Here is a 22,495-nt window from a genome sequence, read left to right as displayed (position 1 = left end):
ACCCGATGACACAACTGGTGTGGTTCCGTAACGACCTTCGGCTTGCCGACAACCCTGCCCTGACGGCCGCGTGCCAATCAGGAGAACCGGTGCGCGCGTGTTTTGTAGTCACCCCTCAGCAATGGCAGGAACACGACTGGTCTGCCGCCCGGGTACGCTTTGTTCTTGAACACGCCAACGCCCTGGCCCGGGAACTGGCTGAGCTTGGCGTTCCACTGACATTCCTGAACGCCGAGCGTTTTTCGGATGGCAGCGATGCACTGCTGCAGTTCTGCAAGGACAGTGACATTGCCGACGTCCATTTCAACGAGGAGTACGGCATTAACGAACGCCGCAGGGATAAAGCACTGCGCGATCGCCTGGTGGATTTCGGCATCCGGGTGAGCAAGTACCGGGACCAGACCGTCGCCCCGGTCGGCCAGATTCTGACCCAGCAGAACGAACCCTACTCGGTGTTTACGCCTTTCTCCCGTCGTTGGCGCAGTTGGATAGAGGAAACACGGCCCACTCTGCACCCCAGGCCCGCCGCGATCGGCAACGCGGTCAAACCCGAACAGACCGACACCCTGCCTGCGCCGTTCAGAGAGGCACCGGAGCCGCTGGTACCGACGGGAGAGGATGCCGCTCACGAGCAGCTGGAGGCGTTTCTGACGGAGCGCGCCAAAGACTACAAAGATAACCGGGACTTCCCGGCGCTGGATGGCACCAGCCAGCTCTCCCCCTACCTGGCCAATGGCGTGCTCTCCGGGCGCCAGTGCCTGATTGCGGCAAAGCAATCAGGCCTTTCCGGGGAAGGCGTGGAAACCTGGATCAATGAAATCGCCTGGCGGGATTTCTACATCCATATCCTTTATCACTACCCGCGGGTGAGTATGGGGCGTGCGTTCAAGGAGGAAACCGAGGCTCTGGAGTGGAATACGCCGGGCGAGCATTTCGAAGCCTGGAAGGAAGGCCGCACGGGTATCCCTATTGTGGATGCAGCCATGCGCCAGTTGAAAGCCACCGGCTGGATGCACAATCGCCTGCGGATGATCACTGCCATGTTCCTGACCAAGAACCTGTTCATCGACTGGCGGCTGGGCGAAGCCTGGTTTATGCAGAATCTGGTGGATGGCTTTCTGGCGTCTAACAACGGTGGCTGGCAGTGGAGTGCCTCAACGGGTACCGATGCTGCGCCCTACTTTCGTGTGTTCAATCCGGTGACCCAGAGTGAGCGCTTTGATCCGAAGGGGGAGTTTATTCGGAACTGGGTGCCGGAGCTGGCAAAGCTCGACAACAAGCGGATTCACGACCCATCCAGGGGTGGTGTTATCCCAAAAGGCTATCCCAGACCCATTGTGGACCTGAAAGAGTCCCGCAAAGAAGCCATCGCCAGGTTTCAGGCGCTGAAGGATTGAGACTTTGGAGTCTCGTTGCCGGTCAGGGTTGGGGGAGGTCTTTCCAAAACACGCCGTAAATACATCCATGTAGGCTCCGTTCCGCCATCCATGGCTCCACAGGGTTTTGGAAAGACCTCCCCCAACCCTGACCTATCCTGGAGTTAACTTGCGCAGACTGGGCACTCGGGATCTCTTGCCAGCTTCATCTCTCGCCATTCCATCTGCCAGGCATCCAGAATGAGCAAACGGCCCACCAAAGGTTTGCCCACCTCCGAGATAACTTTAATGGCTTCCATGGCTTGCGCAGAACCAATCATGCCGACGAGCGGAGCGATGACACCGGCTTCCGAGCAGGTCAGGTCTTCGTTGCCCTGTTCAGGATACAGGCAGTGGTAACAAGGACTTTCAGGGTGACGGGGATCGTAAACGGAAAGCTGGCCTTCACCTCTTATTGCAGCACCCGAAACCAGGGGCACTTTCGAAGAAACCGAAGCCCGGTTCAGGGCGAACCGGGTGTTGAAGTTGTCCGTGCAGTCCAGCACCAGTGTGGATTCGCTCACCAGATGGCGCAAATCATCACCATCCACCCGGAGATTCACCGCATTAACGGTAATTTCCGGATTGATCGCCCTCACCCGCTCTGCCAGACGCCCGGCTTTTGAATCGCCCAGCCAGCTTTGCTCAAAGGCGATCTGGCGCTGCAGGTTTGCCAGTTCGATCTGGTCATCGTCGACCAGAGTCAAGTGGCCAACACCTGCTGCGCCAAGGTAGAGGGCTACAGGACAACCCAGGCCGCCGGCGCCGATGACCAGCACGTGGGCGGCTTTGAGTTTTTCCTGGCCGGCGATGTCGAACCGGGGCATCAGGATTTGCCGGCTGTAGCGGAGGAGTTCTTCGTCGCTGAGCATGGTTGTTCTCGCTATTGGTCGCTGGCCGGTTTCCGGGCCAGGGTCATGCGATCATTGCCGCCGTAATCTTTGCGGGTTTCTATGTTGCGCCATCCGGCTTTGGCAAACAAATCCCGTACGGCGCCGCCCTGGTCGTAGCCATGTTCCAGCAGCATCCAGCCATTGGGGTTAAGCCAGTTCAGTCCTTCGGTCACCAGCAGGCGAATATCGTCCAGGCCATCGTCTCCGGCCACAAGGGCAGATTCAGGCTCGAAGCGCACATCACCTTCCCTTAAATGACGGTCGCTGGCCGGTATATACGGTGGGTTGGAAATCAGAAGGTCGAAAGTTCCGGCGGGAATCTGGTCGAACCAGTGGCTCTTTACCACGGTAACAGGCAATCCCAGGCGCCGGCTGTTTTCCCGGGCCAGCTCGACCGCGTCTTCCACACGGTCACTGGCCATAATCCGCCAGCCAGGCTGTTCACTGGCCAGCGCCAGCGCGATAGCACCGGTGCCGGTGCCGAGGTCCAGCACGCTTGCGCGGGCGGGTAATTCCAGCGACAGCGCGGCCTCTACCACGCACTCCGTATCTGGCCGGGGGATCAGGGTGGACGGACTGACTTTGAGAGGGAGAGACCAGAACTCCTGCTCCCCCAGCAAATAGGCAACGGGTTGGCCGCTGGCACGCTCGCCCACCAACGCGAAAAACCGCTCTGCCTGGTCCACCGGCACGTCCCGCTCCGGCCACGCCCGGAAACTGGTGCGGGTCAGGCCGGTGATGTGGCTCAGTAGCAGTTCGGCATCCAGCCTGGGAGAGTCACCACCAATCCGGCCTGCCGCTTCTCTCAGCAGGGCCTCACAGGTGAGCAAACATTCACTGTTGCTCATTGGCCATATCTGCCAGCAGTTCCGCCTGGTGCTCCTGCTGCAAGGGAACCACCACGGCGTCCAGGTCTCCGGCAATCACTTCGTCGAGCTTGTACAGAGTCAGGTTGATACGATGATCCGTTACCCGGCCCTGGGGGAAGTTGTAGGTTCGAATACGTTCGGAACGATCACCGCTGCCCACCAGGCTCTTGCGTGTTTCCGCCATGCTCTTCTGCTGCTTTTCCAGTTCGGCATTCTGAAGGCGGGAGGCCAGCAGGCTCAGGGCCTTGGCGCGGTTCTTGTGCTGGGAACGTTCTTCCTGGCACTCCACCACAATGCCCGTGGGCAGGTGGGTGATGCGGATGGCCGAGTCGGTTTTGTTAACGTGCTGACCACCGGCACCGGAGGAGCGGAAGGTATCCACCCGCAGATCGGCTTTGTTGATCTCGACCGCTTCGGCTTCGTCAGCCTCCGGCATTACAGCAACCGTGCAGGCCGAGGTGTGAATGCGGCCCTGGGATTCGGTTTCCGGCACTCTCTGCACCCGGTGCGCACCGGATTCAAATTTCAGGGTGCCATAAACGCCATCGCCAGAGAGGCGGGCGATGATTTCCTTGAAACCGCCGTGCTCCCCTTCATTTTCGCTGAGCACCTCGACCTGCCACCGGCGTTTCTCGGCATAGCGGGAATACATGCGAAACAGGTCGCCGGCAAAGATAGCGGCTTCATCGCCCCCGGTGCCGGCACGGATTTCCAGGAACACGTTCTTGGTGTCATTGGGGTCTTTGGGCAGCATTAACCGCTGCAATTCTTCATCCAGCTCTTCACTGCGAGCCCGGGCACTGGCCAGCTCCTCTTCGGCCATTTCCCGCATGTCTGCATCGCCGTCTTTGGCCAGCTCCGTGGCCGCATCGATGTCCTCCAGAGACTGTCGCCAAGCCTGAAAACACTTGACCACCGGTTCAATCTCGGCGAATTCGCGGGACAGGTCCCGGAATTTATCCTGATTGGCAATCACCGAGGCATCACTCAGCAACGCGTTCACCTCCTCGAACCGTTCAACAAGCTGTTCGAGGCGGGACTGGATGGATGGTTTCATAGTTTTTCCGTGGTGGTGGGCTCGTCAGCTTCCAGTGCGTCCAGCTGGTAAAGCTCCCTCAGGCATTCGGTCACTTCGGTACGGCCTTCGGCCATCGCCTTGCGTACCTGAACCGAGGGTTGGTGCAGAAGTTTGTTGGTCAGGCCCCGCGCCAGTGAGCGCAGAGCCGTCTCAGGATCAGTGCCGTTGCGCAGGGCGCGCAGGGCTTTCTCGGTTTCCGCATCACGCAGCAATTCTGCTCGCTGACGGAACACCTTGAGGGTGGAAACCGCATCCAGGGCACGCAGCTGATCCAGAAAATCCTGAACGCCACTGCTGATCAGATTTTCCGCCTCACGGGCCGCGCCTTCCCGGGAGCGAATATTCTCTTCAATCACCTGACGCAGGTCGTCTACGGTATAGAGGTAGACATCGGCCAGCGAAGCCACTTCCGGTTCGATGTCCCGGGGCACGGCAATGTCGACCATGAAATAGGGCCGGTGTTTGCGCTTCTTCAACGCCCTTTCCACCGCGCCTTTGCCCAGAATCGGCAAGGGGCTGGCGGTGGAGGAAATCACGATATCCACATCGGAAAGATGATCCGGAATTTCCGAGAGCAGAATGCCTTTACCTCCGTGGGCTTCTGCCAGCGCTTGGGCCTTCTCCAGTGTACGGTTGGCCACCAGAAAACTACGCACACCAGCTTCTGCCAGGTGTCGGGCTACCAGCTCAATGGTTTTCCCGGCACCAATCAGCAGCGCCTTGTTGCGGGACATGTCCGCAAAAATGTGGTGTGCCATGCTGACCGAGGCATAGGCAACCGACACCGGGTTTTCACCGATAGCTGTCTGGGTACGTACACGTTTGGCTACGGAAAAAGTCTGCTCGAACAACCGGGACAGAAAGGAACCGGTGGCGCTGTGCTCCCGTGCCAGCGCATAGGCATCCTTGAGCTGGCCCAGAATCTGCGGTTCGCCCAACACCATGGAGTCCAGGCCGGCGGCCACCCGCATCATATGACGAACCGCGTCGGAATCCCGATGCACATAGAGTACGTTTTCAAGATCGGCCACATCCAGCTCGTGGAAGCCGGCCAGCCAGCGCAGCACTGAGGGGGCGCAGTCATCATCCCCGGCCAGATAAAGCTCCGTCCGGTTGCAGGTGGACAGGATAGCCGCCTCGCTGGCACCGGAGGCAGCACGGAGTTCTGAAAAGGCCTCGGCCATTCGCTCCGGCGTGAACGCCACACGCTCGCGGATCTCCACGGGTGCGGTGCGATGGTTGATTCCCAGCGTTACTAGTGCCATTTGGAGTACAGAAAACCCTGCCCAGATTATGGATAATCACTCGCCATTCTACCGGGGCAACTGCTCAGTCGCCACCCGAAAACCCGTCGCCTTCGGCAAGTGCGGACAGGTTGGGCAAGTTCAGACGCTTATGCCATTATAGGGCCTTGGCCGTGGCCGCAACCCGATCTGCCTCAATTACCGGGCGGAAAACGGTTTTCACTGACCTATCGCCGATAGCACACAGGAAGTTGCATGCAAAAATCCGCACCGTATCTGGTTACCTGCCTGTTGGGGCTTACTCTCGTCACACTTCCGGGCTGCGCTGTATTTTCTGGCACCCCGGAACCCGCCGATGAGGTAACCGGGACCAATACCCCCGCAGCTACCCCGCCTGCCACGCCCATCAACTATGCCGAATTCGAACCGGAAGTGCTTTATCAGCTTCTGTCGGCTGAAGTGGCCGGCCAGCGTGGGCGCTACGATGTCACCCTGGTCAATTACCTCCAGGCTGCGAAAACCTCACGGGACACCGGCGTGATTGAGCGGGCCATGCGGATCGCCCAGTCTCTGAATGCAGACAATGCCCAGCAACAACTGGCTACGCTCTGGCTGGACGTGGACCCCGACAATCTGGAGGCACATCGGATATCGGCCATTCAGGCGGTCAAGCGCCAGAAACTGGAAAACGCCCTGTTCCATATGGAGCAGATCATGGACCAGGGAGAAGACGCGGATTTTGACAGCCTCGCTGCCATGGCCGCGGGACTGCCGCCCGCGCAGCAACAGGAGCTGTTGGCGCTTTACAGTCAACTGGCAGTCAAGCACCCGGATAACCCCGAACTGCAGTACAGCATTGCCCTGCTGCAGAAAATAACCGGCACCCCCACGGTCGCCCTCCGGCAGATTAACCAGTTGCTTGAGCAGGAGCCGAACTTCCAGCCCGCCATCATCCTAAAGGGCGATCTGCTCTACCAGACCGGGCAGAAACGTGAGGCCCTGAATTACCTGACCACCAATACCCGGCGCTTCCCGGCCAACCGCCAGATGGGCACCCTCTATGGCCGCATGCTGATCAACGAGGGCGAACTGCAGGCCGCCCAGGACGAATTCGAACGGCTGGTAAAACGCTATCCGGACACCCCGGGGCTGAGACTCTCACACGCCCTGGTCGCCCTGGAAAACCAGCAACCCGCACTGGCCCGGGAGGAACTGATTCGCCTGATCGAGCAGGGCCACCATGAAGACGAAGCCAGCTACTACCTGGGACGCATTGAGGAAGATGCCGGCAATACCGACCAGGCGATCGAGTACTACCAGAGCGTGCAACGGGGAAACTATTTCTTCCCGTCGCTGGCCCGTGCCAGCGAACTGCAGGCCCAGGCCGGCGAACTGGACCAGGCCATTGCCCACATCCAGAACCTGCGCGAGCGAGCCCCTGATCACGCCGAGAAGTTCTGGCTGCTGGAGGTGAATCTGCTGATCGACCAGGAGCGGAATGAGCAAGCCCTTGCCGCAGCCGATGCCGCACTGGAACGCTACCCCAACAACGTTGAACTTCGCTATGCGCGGGCCATGCTGCAGGACACCATGGGAGAACCGGCTGGTGCCGAACAGGATTTGAAAACCATCCTGGAACTGCAACCGGAAAATGCCGTTGCCCTGAACGCCCTGGGCTACATTCTGACGGTGCGCACTGATCGCCTGGATGAAGCCCGCGGCTATATTGAAAAAGCCCTCGCGCTGGATCCGGAAAACCCGGCCATTCTGGACAGCATGGGATGGATACTGTTTCGCCAGGGCGAAACGAATCAGGCCCTCGACTTTCTGGCCCGCGCCTGGGAAGCCTACCCGGACCCGGAAGTAGCGGCACACTATGGCGAAGTCCTGTGGGTAACCGGTAATGAAGAACAGGCACGCATCATCTGGGAAGAAGGACTGGACCAGAACCCGGACCATGAAATTCTTCGGGAAACCATCGACCGGCTGACCAGTGATGGGGCCGACCAATGATCCGAAGACTACTCGGCGTGGCACTGCTAACCGGTGCCATGACCGGCTGTACCACCATCCAGCTGGAACCCTTGCCCGAGGGCATGACCAACCAGCCGCCCGCCGACTGGGCCGAGCGCAGCAACCACCTGAGCCGCTTTGACCAATGGCAACTGAGAGGAAAGCTGGCGGTAAAACAACCCTCAGACAGCGGCACTGCCATTATCAACGGCTGGCGCCAGCAGGGTGAACGCTACGACCTCTCGCTGTCATCCTCATTCCTGGGCATGGGCACAACACGACTCACGGGCGTTCCGGGCTTCATAGAATTAACCCTGGCCAATGGTGAGACCTACCAGTCCTCAGACCCGGAAACCCTGGTGGCCGCCGCTACAGGGTGGAACCTGCCCATCGACAACCTCGCCTGGTGGGTTCGAGGACTGCCGGCGCCGGAGGGTGATTTCCGCCTGCTATTCGACGAACAGCACCAACTGGCCATCCTGCGGCAGGATGGCTGGGAAATTCGCTATGACCGCTGGCAGCCATTCATTGACAGCCTGCCCGCGCTTCCTGCCCGGATCACAGCCCTGAACGGCGACAAACGGGTACGCGTGGTCATCAGCGAATGGCAACAAGAGGACTGAGTATTGTTAACCCGGATTACCCTGCCCTCACCCGCCAAACTCAACCTGTTCCTGCATATCGTTGGCCGGCGCCCGGACGGATACCACGAGCTCCAGACCCTGTTCCAGTTTCTGGACTATGGCGACGAACTCACGTTCACACTGACTCCGGAGCAGCCCGGCATACGACTGGCAGAACCCGTATCAGGCGTTCCGGACAATGACAACCTGGTGATCAGGGCAGCCAAAGGCCTGGCCGCAACCACCGAGAACACGCTCCCCGGCGTTACCATTCACATCCACAAGCGCTTGCCCATGGGCGGCGGCCTGGGTGGCGGCAGCTCCAACGCCGCAACCACCCTGCTTGCAATGAACCGCCTCTGGGAACTGAATCTGGGCGAAGACCAGCTTGCAGAAATCGGCCTGCGCCTGGGCGCCGATGTGCCGGTATTTGTGCGTGGCCATGCAGCCTTTGGCGAGGGTGTCGGCGAAAAGCTGACCCCCACAAACCCGCCGGAAGACTGGTTTTTGGTGCTCAAACCCGAGTGCAACATCAGCACCGGAAAGATTTTTTCAGCCGAAGGGTTGACAAGGGACACACCAAAAATCAAAATACGCCCCGCTTTTGAGGGAGACGCCTCGAGGTACCGAAACGACTGTGAGGATGTAGTTCGAAAACTGTATCCTGAGGTTAACCAGAGCCTGGAGTGGCTTTCACAATTCGGACCTGCAAGATTAACCGGAACCGGGGCTTGCATTTTTGGACGTTTCCCGACAGAATCCGCAGCCCGGATTATCTGGGAAAGCAAACCCTCCGGCATCACGGGGTTCGTAGCTAAAGGGGTGAACCATTCACCTCTGCACAAAAAGCTGACAGAGCTGAAATGATGCCAAAAAAGCACGATGATATTGGGGTGTCGCCAAGTGGTAAGGCAACGGGTTTTGATCCCGTCATGCGCAGGTTCGAATCCTGCCACCCCAGCCACCTTTCTCCCGCTTCTTCTGAATCAAACGCCGATACTGAGAAGGATGCTGTCGTGTCCAAATTGATGATTTTCGCTGGCAATGCCAACCCCGAACTTGCGCGTGATATTGCCAGAAAACTCCATATTCCCATGGGCCAGGCCACTGTAGGCCGCTTCAGCGATGGCGAGACCACCGTTGAAATCAATGAGAATGTTCGTGGTCACGACGTTTTCATTATCCAGCCCACCTGCTACCCCACCAACGACAACCTGATGGAACTGATCGTGATGGCTGACGCCCTGCGTCGTGCATCCGCCACACGAATCACCGCCGTTATTCCTTACTACGGCTATGCCCGTCAGGATCGTCGCGTTCGCTCTACCCGGGTAGCCATCAGCGCCAAAGTGGTCGCCGACATGATCTCCAGCATTGGCGTGGATCGTGTGCTGACCGTAGACCTGCACGCCGACCAGATTCAGGGCTTCTTCGATATCCCGGTGGACAACATCTACGCCACCCCGGTACTGCTTGAAGACATTGAAAAACAGCGGTTCGAGAACTTTGTCGTCGTATCTCCGGACGTAGGCGGCGTTGTCCGCGCCCGCGCTGTTGCCAAGCGCCTGGATGATGCCGACCTGGCCATCATCGACAAGCGCCGCCCCAAGGCCAACGTTTCCCAGGTAATGCACATCATCGGTGACGTCCGCGACAAGACCTGCATCCTGGTGGATGACATCGTCGACACCGCCGGCACACTGTGCAAAGCCGCCAACGCGCTCAAAGAGCACGGCGCCTCCCGCGTGGTTGCCTACATTACTCACCCGGTACTTTCCGGCCCGGCCATCGAGAACATCAACAACTCGGAGCTGGACGAACTGGTGGTGTGCGACACCATCCCGCTGGGTGACAAAGCCAAAAATTGTGATAGAATCCGCCCCCTCAGCATGGCTGGGCTGCTCGCCGAATCCATTCGCCGCGTGAGCAACGAAGAGTCCATCAGCGCCATGTTCGAGAACGTCTGAACAGACTTATCGCTGTAACCCTCAGACTTAAAGGCAGTTTCCGGGTCGGGAGTCCAACAGGGCTCCCGACTCTTTTAGTCGATCGGAAAACTCCGGTCTTTTTGAAATGCTCATCTGTTCAGAGCCTGGTCGCGGGCCGCTCAGATGACCAACGAGGTAATTACCATGTCTCAGGATTTTGTTATTGAAGCATTTCCTCGTGACGATCAGGGGAAAGGTGCGAGCCGCCGCCTGCGTCGCGAAGAGCGTAAGATTCCGGCCATCATCTACGGTGGCGGCAAAGACGCAACTCCGGTCGCCATCTGGCACAATGAGCTGAAAAAGGCCATCGAAAACGAAGCCTTCTTCTCTCACATCCTGACCGTCGACATTCAGGGCAAAAAAGAGAGCGTGATCCTGAAGGATCTGCAGCGTCATCCGTACAAGCCCATCCTGACTCACGCCGACTTCCTGCGCGTTGACAAGGACCACGAGATTCACGTTAACGTACCGCTGCACTTCATCAACGAAGACACAGCTCCGGCCGTGAAACTCCAGGGTGGCATTGTTTCCCACACCATGACCGAAGTTGAAGTGATCTGTCTGCCGCAGAACCTGCCCGAGTTCATCGAAGTCGACCTGAACGAAGTCGAGATGGATCAGGTAGTTCACCTGAGCGACCTGAAACTGCCGAAAGGCGTTAAAGTTGCCGCTCTGCAGCAGGGCGAAGACCACGACCTGCCAGTTGCCTCTATCCACAAGCCGAAAGGCGCCAAGGCGGACGACGCTGAAGGCGAGGAAGGCGAAGAAGGCGGCGAGGAGTAATAACTCCGGGGGCAACGGCGAATGGCACAGGATATTGTCATGGTGGTTGGACTGGGAAATCCCGGTTCCGACTACGAGAATACCCGCCACAACGCCGGCGCCCTGTTCGTCGAAGCGCTGGCCCGCGAAGCGGGTCAGACGCTCCGTCCCGAAAAGAAGTATCACGGGCTATACGCCCGCATTCAATGGCAGGGCCTGGACCTGCACTTACTGAACCCCAGCACCTTTATGAACCGCAGCGGCACTGCCATCAAGGCCCTGGCGGACTTCTTCAAGATCTCCCCTGAACAGATTCTGGTTGCCCACGACGAGCTTGACCTGCCTCCCGGCACGGCCAAACTCAAGAAAGGCGGCGGCCACGGCGGCCACAACGGGCTGCGCGACACCATCGCCCATCTGGGCACCAACGATTTCCAGCGCCTGCGCCTTGGCATAGGCCACCCCGGCGACAGCCGCAAAGTCACCGGTTTTGTACTGGGCCGACTGGGCAAACAGGAAACCGAACAATTGACCGCCGTGTTTGACGAAGTCATGCGGGTATTACCGGATGCCGCCAGCGGCAAACTGGCTGCCGCCATGAACCGTTTGCACAGCTTCAAACCAACGCCCTGAGCAAGGCACATCCCCTTACTCGCACCCTTACCGATACACCGGTATAATCCGCCCAAATTTTTCAGTTCCAGCAGAGGCATTCCATGGGATTTAACTGCGGCATCGTCGGCCTTCCCAACGTCGGCAAATCCACCCTGTTCAACGCACTGACCAAAGCCGGCATCGGCGCGGAAAACTTCCCGTTCTGCACCATCGAGCCGAACGCCGGCGTGGTGGCCATGCCAGACCCGCGCCTCACCAAACTGGCGGAGATCGTCAAGCCGGAACGAGTGGTGCCCACCACCATGGAGTTCGTCGACATCGCCGGCCTGGTCGCCGGCGCCTCCAAGGGCGAAGGCCTGGGCAACCAGTTCCTGGCCAACATCCGCCAGACCGATGCCATTGCTCACGTGGTGCGCTGCTTTGAAGACGGAAACGTCATCCACGTGGCCAACAAGGTAGATCCCGCTTCCGACATCGAAGTGATCAACACCGAGCTGGCCCTGGCCGATCTCGACACCGTAGAGAAAGCCATCAAACGCGTCCAGCGCGTCGCCAAGAGTGGCGACAAAGAAGCCAAGGCCCAACTGGAAATGTTTGAAAAACTGTTGCCGGTACTGAACGAAGGCAAGCCAGTGCGCAGCATGGACCTGGACAAAGACCAGATGGCACTGATTCGCGAGCTTTGCCTGCTTACCGTCAAACCCACCATGTACATCGCCAACGTGAACGAAGACGGCTTCGAGAACAATCCCCACCTGGACAAGGTGCGTGAGATTGCCGCTTCTGAAAACGCGGTCGTGGTACCCATCTGCAACAAGCTGGAAGCCGAGATCTCTGAACTGGAAGACGAAGAGAAATCCATGTTCCTGGACGAAATGGGCATGGAAGAACCTGGGCTGGACCGTGTGATCCGCGCCGGTTACGGCCTGCTTGGCCTGCAAACGTACTTTACCGCCGGCGTGAAGGAAGTGCGTGCCTGGACCGTCAGAATCGGCGCCACAGCCCCTCAGGCGGCTGCCGTTATCCACACCGACTTCGAACGCGGCTTCATCCGGGCCGAGGTGGTGAGCTACGACGATTTCGTGCAGTACAACGGCGAAGCCGGCGCCAAAGATGCCGGCAAATGGCGCCTGGAGGGCAAGGATTACATCGTCAAAGACGGCGATGTTATTCACTTCCGGTTCAACGTGTAATTTTCGGTATTTTTTGGCCGTAAAGCCTTGACAGGATGAGCCCAAATACCGAAAATACGCGCCTCGTTTGGGGCGTGTCCCGAAGCGAAATGGCAAGGTAGCTCAGTTGGTTAGAGCACAGCACTCATAATGCTGGGGTCGGCGGTTCGACTCCGCCCCTTGCTACCAGAATTCAAAGGGCTACAACTCACGTTGTAGCCCTTTTTTTATGGTTGTCCCCTTTTTGACCCCCGGTTGCCCACAACAACTTTGCCGGCGCTATTGCACCCCGAAACACACTGTCAATCACGGTCAGTGAATGCCGGATGGAGAAGCTATTGAGGATGCTTCCGCTCTGAACATAAAGACCAGTTCAGAATCAGATAGCCGCCATCAGAGACGGTTAGTCGGGGACTGTCAGTATCAGCGGTCAAAAGAACCTGGTGAGCGTCCCCGTTTAAGAGCAACGAGAAAGAAACAAATCCCTTTGGACGACACGCCTGCTTCCAATGCAGAAGTACCAGGCTCCGCAATAGAGCATTCTCAACGACACCGCGATGCGAACTGACTAGAACCCCAAATACCGGTGCAGCAGCAGCTCCTGATACTGATCAATGTGTTTGCTGTTGATTTCAACGATCCGGCCTTTCGCACTGAGGCGATCAAAGCATTCGTCAAACTGACTGGCAAGCTCCTCACTTCGGAAAACCATTTTGTAAGGAGTAGGATTGAAAACCGGATAGAATACAAAATCGTCCAGCTCTTTTGGCCAACTCTCCCCAAAACGACGGTCTGAACGGATCCGCCTGTCCAGAGTAGCCACCACAAGACCGTCGGCAAGAATGACATCAACGCGGCCCATTAACTGCATCCGGGCGTGGATCATCTGGTCAGTCACCTCCAGCAACAGCTCAAACTCATCCACGCGATCAGATAGTCTGAGTATGTCGATGCCATTCTGAAACGTAACCGCCCTTAACCCTGCCAGATCATCAATTGTCGTTATGGGACCAACCACCGACGCGTTATAGAAAGCGCCGTTGTGGTACCAGATATAGGCAGACGTGGAGACCCCCGGTATATCCAAAGATAGCGGGACCGTCATAACGGCATCGGCGGCAGTCAGGTCGCGAAAAGTGCGGATGTGGCGACCGAAGGGCTGATAGACAAATTCGGCTTCCCAGCCGCAGGCCTCCAGCACAGCATTCACCAATTCTACATCTCGGCCAATTTCACCTGGCTCCGACATCCCGGGTATGTCGGGCGCCATGACGATGAGGGGAGCCAATGGAAACGCGTCTGACTTCACTGCACCAGGAATCAACAGCAGGACATAGAAGAGAAAACGGTACAGAGAATCTGATATCAAGGGATAGGCCACCGGTAAACAGTTTATGCCGCTACCGAATACAGTACTTCTTTTTGAACGATTGCTCCACAAAAAAGGATAGAATCCGGGTCAGCCATTACTCGCGGTCATCATAGGATTCGCAATCACGAATAGCTCTACGGAATTCCGGTGCCAATCGCTCCGCACCGAAGCGGTGTGACACATACAACGAAAGATCTACCCACGCCGCGGTTCGTACGTAGAATGGCTTTTCATACCCCGCCATCAAATGGTCGATAAGAACCGCCGGTAAAACCACGACATCAGCGCGGCCAAGCTTCACCATATCAACGGCCTGCTTCCATTCAGCCACCATGACCGCACTGGCGTTGTCTCCCTGAAGAAACTGGTTGCCTATGAACCGACGCACAAAGGCATAACGCAGGCCGGACACCTGGCGCAAAGGCGGATATTGCTCCAAAAACAGATATACGTATTCGGTCTGGAACAGCCTGCCACCAAAATCGGCATATTGGTCGCGGTCTGCCGTCTGCACAAGAGGCAACCCAATCGCCAATTCTCCCTTCTCCAACTGAAAAAGAATTCTCGCCAGCGGCATCTCAATAAACTGGAAGTTCCCTTCCACCCGATCAAAGACGCAGCGGTAAATGTCGGCAAAGCGGCCAACCAGCGAGCCGTTCTCAACGCCAATTTCCCGCGGGATCCCCTCAAAAACACCGACGGGATAGACGGTCTTGTCAGTTACGGCACCCGATAATGAAGGTATAGTGAGAAAGTAGATTAAAACCGGCGCAAGCCAGTGCGGTATCCTGCCCATGTCAGCTGCTCCCTGCCCGTGCAACTCGAACGGTGGTTTCAGGGTAGTACAGAAATGCCCTGTCTGCCGGCAACACGCTGATCGAACTAACCTCTTCAATACCTGTGCAAAGTGACTATGCCAAAACGGAATACCGGAAAATTCGAGCCAATCGCTTCTTTCTTTGACACTCATTACCTTCAGCCGGGGAAGCTTCCTGGAATGGTTACCCTGGTAGCCCGGCATGGCGAGATTCTGTGGTGTCACGCCCAGGGCCTGCGGGATGTGGAGAGAAACTTACCGATGAACCGGGACACCCTGTTCCGCGTGTACTCCATGACCAAACCCGTCACCAGTATTGCCATGATGCAGTTGTACGAGCAGGGCAAGTTCCTGCTTAACGACCCGGTCCACAAATACATTCCAGGCTGGCGCAATCTACGCGTCTACAAGGGAGGCCGTTATCCGGATTTCGAGACCGAACCCGCGGCCTCAGTCATGACCATCCGGGATCTGATGACCCACACCTCCGGGCTGACCTATGGCTTCACCGAGCGAACCGAGGTGGATGCCGCCTACCGCAAGCTGAAACTGGATGGCAGCACCATTCTGACTCTGGACAAGCTGGTCGACCGGCTGGCCGAGTTACCGCTGGAGTTCTCTCCCGGTACCGCGTGGAACTATTCTGTGTCTACCGATGTCCTGGGCTACCTGGTTGAGCTGCTCTCCGGCCAGTCTCTGGACAGCTACTTTCAGGAGCACATCTTTGGCCCCCTGGGCATGACCGATACCGGATTTCATGTGCGACCGGACCAGAGGGAACGCTTTGCCGCCTGCTATCTGTACCAATCCGGTAATACCATGAAACTCCAGGATGATCCGGAGCGGTCGCGCTATCTGAAGGAACCAAAATTCCTGTCGGGTGGCGGCGGGCTGGTCTCCACCATAGATGATTATTTCCGCTTCGCCCAGGCCCTGTGCCAGGGTGGCGAATATCAGGGCCAGCGCATCATCGGCCGCAAAACCCTGGAGTTTATGCGCCTGAACCACCTGCCGGACGGCCAGGATCTCCCTGCCCTGTCTATTGGCGGCTTCACTGAAACACCTTATGCCGGCAGCGGCTTCGGATTAGGGTTCTCGGTCAAAACCGATATCGCCAAATCCGCCACGATTGGTTCGCCGGGGGAATTCGGCTGGGGCGGCCTGGCCAGCACCAGCTTCTTTATCGACCCGGTGGAAGATCTGGTGGTGATTTTCATGACCCAGCTGATGCCGTCTTCGTCCTATCCCATCCGACAAGAGCTCAGAGCTCTGGTATACGGCGCCCTGGACTGACTCCGCCCTCTGCCTTATATCGGTATAACCGCCGGAACTGTGCCGAAGCCCGAATGCCTGTGGCATACTCGGCTCCTTAAACCAATAACGAACAATCCACCAGCAAGGAATGTTGTGATGAAACCAGCTACTCTCGCGTTGCACGCCGGCTTCAAGAGCGACCCGACCACCAAGGCCGCCACCACGCCCATTTACCAGACCACGTCTTACACCTTCGACGACACCCAGCATGGTGCCGACCTGTTTGACCTGAAGGTACAGGGCAACATCTATACCCGCATCATGAACCCCACCAACGCGGTTCTGGAAGAGCGTATGGCAGCGCTGGAAGGTGGTATTGGCGCACTGGCAGTAGCGTCCGGCATGGCGGCCATTACCTATGCCCTGCAAACCATCTGCAAGGTGGGCAACAACATTGTCAGCACCAGCCAGCTGTACGGCGGCACCTACAACCTGTTTGCCCACTCGCTGCCCAACCAGGGCATCGAATGCAAGATGGTGCCCCACGATGATTTCGCGGCGGTAGAGAACGCCATCGACGACCAGACCCGGGCGCTGTTCTGTGAATCTATCGGCAACCCGGCCGGTAATGTGGTGGATATCCAGAAGTGGGCCGAGATTGCCCACAAGCACGGCATTCCGCTGATTGTCGATAACACTGTCGCCACGCCGTTTCTGTGCCGCCCGTTCGAGCATGGCGCGGATATCGTGATTCACTCGCTGACCAAGTACATCGGCGGCCACGGCACCACGGTGGCGGGTGTTGTGGTGGACTCCGGCAAGTTCGACTGGAAGGCCAGCGCCGACAAGTTCCCGATGATGAACCAGCCCGACCCCTCCTACCATGGCGTGGTTTACACCGAAGCCCTGGGCGAAGCCGCTTTTATCGGCCGCTGTCGGGTGGTACCGCTTCGCAACACCGGCTCCGCCCTGTCGCCGTTCAATTCGTTCCTGATCATGCAGGGGCTGGAAACCCTGGCCCTGCGCATGGAACGCCACTGCGACAACGCCCAGAAGGTTGCCCAGTTCCTGCAGGATCATCCCGCCGTGGAATGGGTCAACTACGCCGGCCTGGCGAACAGCCCCTATAAGGCGACCTGCGACAAGATCTGTGGCGGCAAGGCCTCCGGTATTCTCAGCTTCGGTATTAAAGGCGGCCGCGAAGCCGGCGCCAAATTCATCGATGCCCTGGATCTGATCCTGCGACTGGTGAACATTGGCGACGCCAAGTCCCTGGCTTGCCATCCGGCCACCACTACCCACCGCCAGCTCAATGCTGACGAGCTGAAAAGTGCGGGGGTCAGCGAAGACCTTGTACGGCTGTCGATCGGCATTGAAGATGCCGACGATATCATCGCCGATATCACTCAGGCCCTGGAAAAATCCCAGGCTTGATTTCCCTCAACCGGGTACGACCAAAGTCGTGCCCGGTAACCCCGTGATTGCCCCTACCTGCCTTGTAACTGCCCTGCCTGCCGATTACTCTTAAAGGTTCACCACACCCTTATCCGAGAGTTCCTGGCCAATGAGCGAAAGCGCAAAGCCCCGCATTACCAGTGGTTCCAAATTCCGTAACGAACACGGCTTCTCCGCCATCAAGGACGGCGTCAAGCGTTCATCATCAAACACGGAAGGCAAATCTCTGGAGCGCAAGCCGAAATGGCTGAGGGCGCGCATGCCAGGCGGCGAGCGCTACGATGCCGTGCGCCGGAACGTAACCGAGCACCGGCTGAGCACCGTCTGCCAGGAATCACATTGCCCCAACATTGGCGAATGCTGGACCAACGGCACTGCCACCATCATGGTGATGGGCTCTGTGTGCACCCGGGCCTGCAAATTCTGCGCAGTCGACACCGGCAACCCGAAAGGCTGGCTTGACCCGGAAGAGCCTGAAAACACCGCCAAGTCTGTGGAACTGATGGGCCTGCGCTACATCGTGCTGACGTCGGTAGACCGTGACGACTTGCCCGACGGCGGCGCCGCGCACTACGCGGCCTGTGTCTCGGCCATCAAACAGCGTACCCCGGAGGTGGCGGTAGAAGCCCTGACCCCGGACTTTGATGCAGTAATGAGCGACGTGGAAAAAGTGGTGGATTCCGGACTGGACGTTTTCGCCCAGAACGTGGAAACCGTCAAGCGCCTGACCAGTCGTGTGCGAGACCCCCGTGCCGGTTACGAAAAAACCCTGAGCGTACTGGCCCACGCCAAGAAACATCGGCCAGATGTGCTCACCAAAACCAGCCTGATGCTGGGTCTGGGTGAAACCGAAGAGGAAATCCTTGAAACCATGGACGATCTGCGCGCCATTGGTGTGGATATTCTCACCCTGGGCCAGTACCTGCGCCCCACGCCGAACCACCTGCCGGTGGAGCGCTACGTCACCCCGGAAGAATTCAACCGTTACCGCGACATTGGTCTGGAAAAAGGTTTCATGGAAGTGCCGTCCGGCCCCATGGTTCGCTCCAGCTACCGGGCCGACCGGGTATTCGACAAGAACAATCTGGGCCTGAGCGTGCCGGAGGTTCCCGTGCCCGACAAGGCGATGCAGATTCCGGTCAAGGCCGTTGACTGAGAGCTGCCAATGCTGACCCTGTTGCGAAATATCCGGCTGAAGTACAAATTCTGGTTGCTGAATATTCTCGTGTTTGCGGTGCTCTGCCTGCTGGTGCTCTATGCCATGCAGGTGATCGCGGGCCAGACCGAATCCAGCTTCAGCCAGGTATTTGCAGACACCGCGCCGGGCTTTGCACTGATCGTGGCGGTGCTCATGGCGCTGGAGATGGCTGGTTCCCAGCTGCTGATTTCCTTTATCGAACGCCATGTTAACCGGCTCAAGAACACCATGGTTGCGGTGCAGACCAGCGGCGACCTGAGCCGTCGGGCCGACGTCGACTCCCGGGATGAAATTGGCGAAATGGCCGCTGCCTTCAATGCGATGCAGGATCGTACATCTGATGTCGTTCGCAGCATGAAAACGGCCACCGAGCACCTGCACCAGGAGGTCGAATCTCTCACCCAGCGGGCCGCCGCACGCAGGGACAGCCTCACGCGGCAACAGGAAGGCGCCAACCGCTCGGCCGAATCCGTTGAGGCCATGCTGCAAAGCTTTGTCGGCATTGCCGAACAGGCAGGCATTGCCAAAACCCTGTCAACAGAAGCCCGGAAAACTGCGGTAAATGGCAGCCAACGGGTCAGCCAGAGCGCCGACAGTATTCGCAGGCTGGCGAGTGTGGTTCGCCAGTCTGCTGGCAGCGTGCAGTCACTGGCCGAAAACAGCCATGAGATTGGCCAGACCATTACCGAAATCAAGGGCATTGCCGAGCAAACCAACCTGCTGGCCCTCAATGCCGCCATAGAAGCCGCCCGCGCCGGCGAACAGGGCCGGGGCTTTGCGGTGGTTGCCGAAGAAGTCCGTAACCTGGCGCGCCGGGTTCAGGACTCCACCGACCAGATCCAGACCACCCTGGATCGCCTGTTGGCCTCCATGAATACCGCTGTCGAACAGATGACGGGGAGCTCAGAAGACGCCGAGCGATGCGTGGAAGAATCCGAAAAGGGGCGCCAGGCCCTGGAAGCCATTAACGAGGTGGTCGGTCGTATCGACCGGACCAATCAGGAAATCGCGGATATGTCTGCCGAACAGACCGCCGATACCGATCAGGTTCTGACCAATGTTCAGGACATCCGGGAGACTACCCGGAACATGGTCGTCCAGCTCTCGGAAAGCGCGGATATGACGCAACGTCTGGAGCAACTGATCCGTTCACTGGAAGAAGCCTCGGCAAAGGTCACAGTTCGCTGAGGTTTGTGGCACACTCTGCACTCGTTTTTGACTGCAGAGTTGTAACTCATGAATCGCCTTGGCGCCTTCTACGACCGTTTTATCCTGCCCCACCCCTGGATTGTTCTGGCCCTGTTTGCCCTGCTACTGGCACTGACCGCGCTGCGTTTTGATCAGTTCCGGCTGGATGCCTCGGCAGAATCCCTGGTGCTGGAAAACGATCGTTCGCTGGAGCAGTACCGACAGGTAAACCAGACCTTCACCACCTCTGACGATTTCCTGGTGGTCACCTACACCCCCAACGAGCCCCTGTTCACCACCGAAGGCCTGTCGCGGTTAAGGGCTCTTCGCGACGACTTGCAGGCTCTTGAGGCCGTCGGTTCCACCAACAGCATTCTGAATGTACCGCTGCTGCACAGTCCGGACCTTACCCTGGACACCGTCGACAGCGAGATCAAAACGCTGGATGAACACGATGTGGCTCCGGAGACCGGCCGACAGGCGTTGCTGGACAACCCCATGTACCCCAACCTGCTCATCAGCGAGGACGGCAAGACCACGGCCATCCAGGTCAACCTGCCAACCCCGGACCGCTATTTTGACTTACTCAACCAGCGTAACGAACTCCGGGAAAAGGTGAATCGGGGCGAGGCCAGCGTGGCCGAGCGGACGCAACTTGAGCAGACAAGCGACGAATTTATCCGCTACACCGAGCAACTGGGTGAAGAGCGTGATGCCACCATCAATCAGGTTCGCGCCATACTGGAGCAATACCGCGACCACGCCAGCATCCACCTGGGCGGCGTGCCCATGATTGTCGCCGACATGATCCGGTTTATTGAAAACGATCTCTCCACTTTCGGCTTCGGGGTATTGGCTTTCCTGCTGCTCACCCTGGCGATTATTTTCCGGCAATGGCGTTGGGTCGTGGTACCACTGTTGTGTTGCGGTTTTACCGTCTGGCTGATGGTCGGATTTCTGGGCTGGGCCCAATGGCCGGTGACAGTGATTTCGTCCAACTTTATTTCGCTGCTACTGATCATGACCCTGTCGCTCACCATCCACCTGATTGTGCGCTACCGGGAATTCCAGCATGACGAGCCCGAGGCTGCGCCAAACAACATCCTGCGCAACACCCTGATGACCATGATCCGACCGTGCTTCTATATGGCGATCACCACCATTGTTGCCTTCGGCTCCCTCACCTTCAGCGGCATCCGGCCAGTCATCGATTTTGGCTGGATGATGACCCTGGGGCTGACCGTGGCTTTTCTCATTACTTTCTTGATCTTCCCGGCCCTGTTGAGCCTGCTGCCACCCCCGATCGACCAGCGCGTGAGCTCAGACAAGGTGCCCTTCACCGATGCCTTCGCCCGCTTCACCGAGCGGTTCAGCGGGACGGTCCTGGTCAGTTCCGGGGTCATTGCCGTGCTCTGCGTGATTGGCCTGAACCGACTGACGGTAGAGAACAGCTTTATCGATTACTTCAAGTCCTCCACCGAAATCCATCAAGGCATGGTCACCATAGACGACCGACTGGGGGGCACCACGCCGCTGGATGTAGTCATTACCGATCAACCCGCCCCGGAAAACGCCAACGCGGATCCATTCGCCAGTGACTGCGACCCGTTTGTAGAAGACTGCGGTGACGAGGAATACCGGGACACCTGGTACACCTATCAGAAAATGCGCCAACTCGGTGAGGTGCATGATTACCTGCATAGCCTGCCGGAGACCGGCAAAGTCCTGTCCATACAGACCACACTCGAACTGCTGGCCCAGGTTAACGGCGGTGAGCCCCTGGACGCCCTGGAGCTGGCCTTTGTGCCCGCCGCCGTACCGGACGATCTACAGGATATTCTGCTGACCCCTTATATTTCTGAGGAGCAGGACAAGGCGCGATTCAGTATCCGCATACTCGAAACCATGCCAGACCTGCGTCGACAGGAGCTGCTGGATGACATTCGCCACCACCTGAGCACCGAACTCGGTTACGACCGGGATCGCATACTGCTCTCAGGCATGACAGTGATGTACAACAACATGCTTCAGAGCCTGTTCGATTCCCAGATCAAAACCATCGGCGTGGTGTTTGGCGCTATCCTGGTCATGTTTCTGATCCTGTTCCGTTCCGTGAAGCTGGCGCTGGTGGGTATGGCACCCAACCTGATTGCCGCAGGCTCAGTACTGGGGCTGATGGGCTGGCTGGGCATTCCACTGGATATGATGACCATTACCGTGGCGGCCATCACCGTCGGGATTGCGGTAGATGACACCATCCACTACATCCATCGCTTCAAAACCGAGTTCGCCAAAGACGGCGACTACCTGGCCACCATGCATCGCTGTCACCGCAGTATCGGCCAGGCCATGTTCTACACCTCGCTGACCATCATTGCCGGTTTCTCCATACTGGTGCTGTCGAACTTCATTCCCACCATTTATTTTGGCCTGTTCACCGGTTTTGCCATGTTCATGGCCTTGCTGGGTGCGCTCACCTTGCTGCCCAGGCTGATCATTCTGGTTCGACCGTTTAATACCCCATAACAAAAAACCCCGC

At 58.0% G+C, this 22,495-nt stretch carries 19 protein-coding genes and 2 tRNA genes; 15 read left to right on the top strand and 6 right to left on the bottom strand.

Features of this window, described 5'->3' with window-relative positions:
- The first annotated feature begins 5 nt into the window (after positions 1 to 5).
- Positions 6 to 1,397 carry a deoxyribodipyrimidine photo-lyase gene (gene phrB, locus QPL98_RS11935; RefSeq protein ID WP_199452136.1) on the top strand — a complete coding sequence of 464 codons (1,392 nt, stop codon included), beginning with the start codon at positions 6 to 8 and terminating at the stop codon, positions 1,395 to 1,397.
- 143 nt (positions 1,398 to 1,540) lie between these two features.
- On the opposite strand, the gene QPL98_RS11930 is transcribed toward phrB, so the two are convergent.
- From QPL98_RS11930 to hemA, 4 genes are read right to left on the bottom strand one after another with little or no spacing between them, the layout of a single operon-like run.
- Complete coding sequence (locus QPL98_RS11930) at positions 1,541 to 2,287, bottom strand: molybdopterin-synthase adenylyltransferase MoeB (protein ID WP_199452135.1); 747 nt, start codon at positions 2,285 to 2,287, stop codon at positions 1,541 to 1,543.
- A gap of 11 nt (positions 2,288 to 2,298) precedes the next feature.
- Entirely contained in the window at positions 2,299 to 3,156 is an 858-nt protein-coding gene (prmC, locus tag QPL98_RS11925; protein ID WP_226597603.1) for a peptide chain release factor N(5)-glutamine methyltransferase, read from the bottom strand.
- Positions 3,143 to 4,234, bottom strand: a complete 1,092-nt coding sequence (gene prfA, locus QPL98_RS11920; RefSeq protein ID WP_011785823.1) for a peptide chain release factor 1 — start codon at positions 4,232 to 4,234, stop codon at positions 3,143 to 3,145. The genes prmC and prfA overlap by 14 nt, the downstream gene beginning before the upstream one ends.
- Positions 4,231 to 5,520: a glutamyl-tRNA reductase gene (gene hemA, locus QPL98_RS11915; protein ID WP_014420702.1), complete on the bottom strand. Its 1,290-nt coding sequence runs from the start codon at positions 5,518 to 5,520 to the stop codon at positions 4,231 to 4,233. Before hemA ends, prfA begins: the two co-directional genes overlap by 4 nt.
- A 234-nt stretch (positions 5,521 to 5,754) precedes the next feature.
- On the opposite strand from hemA, the gene QPL98_RS11910 reads away from it, so the two are divergent.
- From QPL98_RS11910 to QPL98_RS11870, 9 genes are all read left to right on the top strand, one after another.
- Positions 5,755 to 7,512, top strand: a complete 1,758-nt coding sequence (locus QPL98_RS11910; RefSeq protein WP_153740957.1) for a tetratricopeptide repeat protein — start codon at positions 5,755 to 5,757, stop codon at positions 7,510 to 7,512.
- Complete coding sequence (gene lolB, locus QPL98_RS11905) at positions 7,509 to 8,135, top strand: lipoprotein insertase outer membrane protein LolB (protein WP_113879845.1); 627 nt, start codon at positions 7,509 to 7,511, stop codon at positions 8,133 to 8,135. Before QPL98_RS11910 ends, lolB begins: the two co-directional genes overlap by 4 nt.
- A gap of 3 nt (positions 8,136 to 8,138) precedes the next feature.
- The gene (gene ispE / locus QPL98_RS11900) at positions 8,139 to 9,002 is read left to right on the top strand and encodes a 4-(cytidine 5'-diphospho)-2-C-methyl-D-erythritol kinase (RefSeq protein ID WP_153740956.1); all 864 of its coding nucleotides are present in this window, start codon (positions 8,139 to 8,141) and stop codon (positions 9,000 to 9,002) included.
- Positions 9,003 to 9,024: 22 nt separating this feature from the next.
- A tRNA-Gln gene (locus tag QPL98_RS11895) sits at positions 9,025 to 9,099 on the top strand.
- A gap of 52 nt (positions 9,100 to 9,151) precedes the next feature.
- Positions 9,152 to 10,102, top strand: coding sequence for a ribose-phosphate diphosphokinase (locus QPL98_RS11890; protein ID WP_011785828.1), 951 nt, complete (start codon positions 9,152 to 9,154; stop codon positions 10,100 to 10,102).
- Between the two features lie 165 nt (positions 10,103 to 10,267).
- Positions 10,268 to 10,906: a 50S ribosomal protein L25/general stress protein Ctc gene (locus QPL98_RS11885; RefSeq protein ID WP_011785829.1), complete on the top strand. Its 639-nt coding sequence runs from the start codon at positions 10,268 to 10,270 to the stop codon at positions 10,904 to 10,906.
- A gap of 21 nt (positions 10,907 to 10,927) precedes the next feature.
- Entirely contained in the window at positions 10,928 to 11,518 is a 591-nt protein-coding gene (gene pth, locus QPL98_RS11880; RefSeq protein WP_011785830.1) for an aminoacyl-tRNA hydrolase, read from the top strand.
- Positions 11,519 to 11,601: 83 nt separating this feature from the next.
- On the top strand, positions 11,602 to 12,693 hold the full coding sequence (ychF, locus tag QPL98_RS11875) for a redox-regulated ATPase YchF (RefSeq protein ID WP_153740955.1): 1,092 nt from the start codon (positions 11,602 to 11,604) through the stop codon (positions 12,691 to 12,693).
- 91 nt (positions 12,694 to 12,784) lie between these two features.
- A tRNA-Met gene (locus tag QPL98_RS11870) sits at positions 12,785 to 12,861 on the top strand.
- A gap of 379 nt (positions 12,862 to 13,240) precedes the next feature.
- On the opposite strand, the gene QPL98_RS11865 is transcribed toward QPL98_RS11870, so the two are convergent.
- The gene (locus QPL98_RS11865; RefSeq protein ID WP_303293322.1) at positions 13,241 to 14,113 is read right to left on the bottom strand and encodes an amino acid ABC transporter substrate-binding protein; all 873 of its coding nucleotides are present in this window, start codon (positions 14,111 to 14,113) and stop codon (positions 13,241 to 13,243) included.
- Between the two features lie 25 nt (positions 14,114 to 14,138).
- Complete coding sequence (locus tag QPL98_RS11860; protein ID WP_153740895.1) at positions 14,139 to 14,840, bottom strand: transporter substrate-binding domain-containing protein; 702 nt, start codon at positions 14,838 to 14,840, stop codon at positions 14,139 to 14,141.
- Positions 14,841 to 14,957: 117 nt separating this feature from the next.
- On the opposite strand from QPL98_RS11860, the gene QPL98_RS11855 reads away from it, so the two are divergent.
- From QPL98_RS11855 to QPL98_RS11835, 5 genes are all read left to right on the top strand, one after another.
- The gene (locus tag QPL98_RS11855) at positions 14,958 to 16,154 is read left to right on the top strand and encodes a serine hydrolase (protein ID WP_181800068.1); all 1,197 of its coding nucleotides are present in this window, start codon (positions 14,958 to 14,960) and stop codon (positions 16,152 to 16,154) included.
- A gap of 117 nt (positions 16,155 to 16,271) precedes the next feature.
- Complete coding sequence (locus QPL98_RS11850; RefSeq protein WP_113879841.1) at positions 16,272 to 17,549, top strand: O-acetylhomoserine aminocarboxypropyltransferase/cysteine synthase family protein; 1,278 nt, start codon at positions 16,272 to 16,274, stop codon at positions 17,547 to 17,549.
- Positions 17,550 to 17,679: 130 nt separating this feature from the next.
- Entirely contained in the window at positions 17,680 to 18,726 is a 1,047-nt protein-coding gene (lipA, locus tag QPL98_RS11845; RefSeq protein ID WP_011785836.1) for a lipoyl synthase, read from the top strand.
- Between the two features lie 9 nt (positions 18,727 to 18,735).
- Positions 18,736 to 19,956, top strand: coding sequence for a methyl-accepting chemotaxis protein (locus QPL98_RS11840; RefSeq protein WP_303293320.1), 1,221 nt, complete (start codon positions 18,736 to 18,738; stop codon positions 19,954 to 19,956).
- Positions 19,957 to 20,004: 48 nt separating this feature from the next.
- Complete coding sequence (locus tag QPL98_RS11835) at positions 20,005 to 22,482, top strand: RND family transporter (protein ID WP_303293319.1); 2,478 nt, start codon at positions 20,005 to 20,007, stop codon at positions 22,480 to 22,482.
- The last annotated feature ends 13 nt before the right edge of the window (positions 22,483 to 22,495 follow it).

It is taken from the genome of Marinobacter sp. ST-43 (assembly GCF_030541085.1).
GTDB classification, from domain to species: Bacteria; Pseudomonadota; Gammaproteobacteria; order Pseudomonadales; family Oleiphilaceae; genus Marinobacter; species Marinobacter nauticus.
The sequence above is the reverse complement of the archived record's forward strand: the minus strand, read 5'-3'. Positions and strand labels throughout refer to the sequence as shown.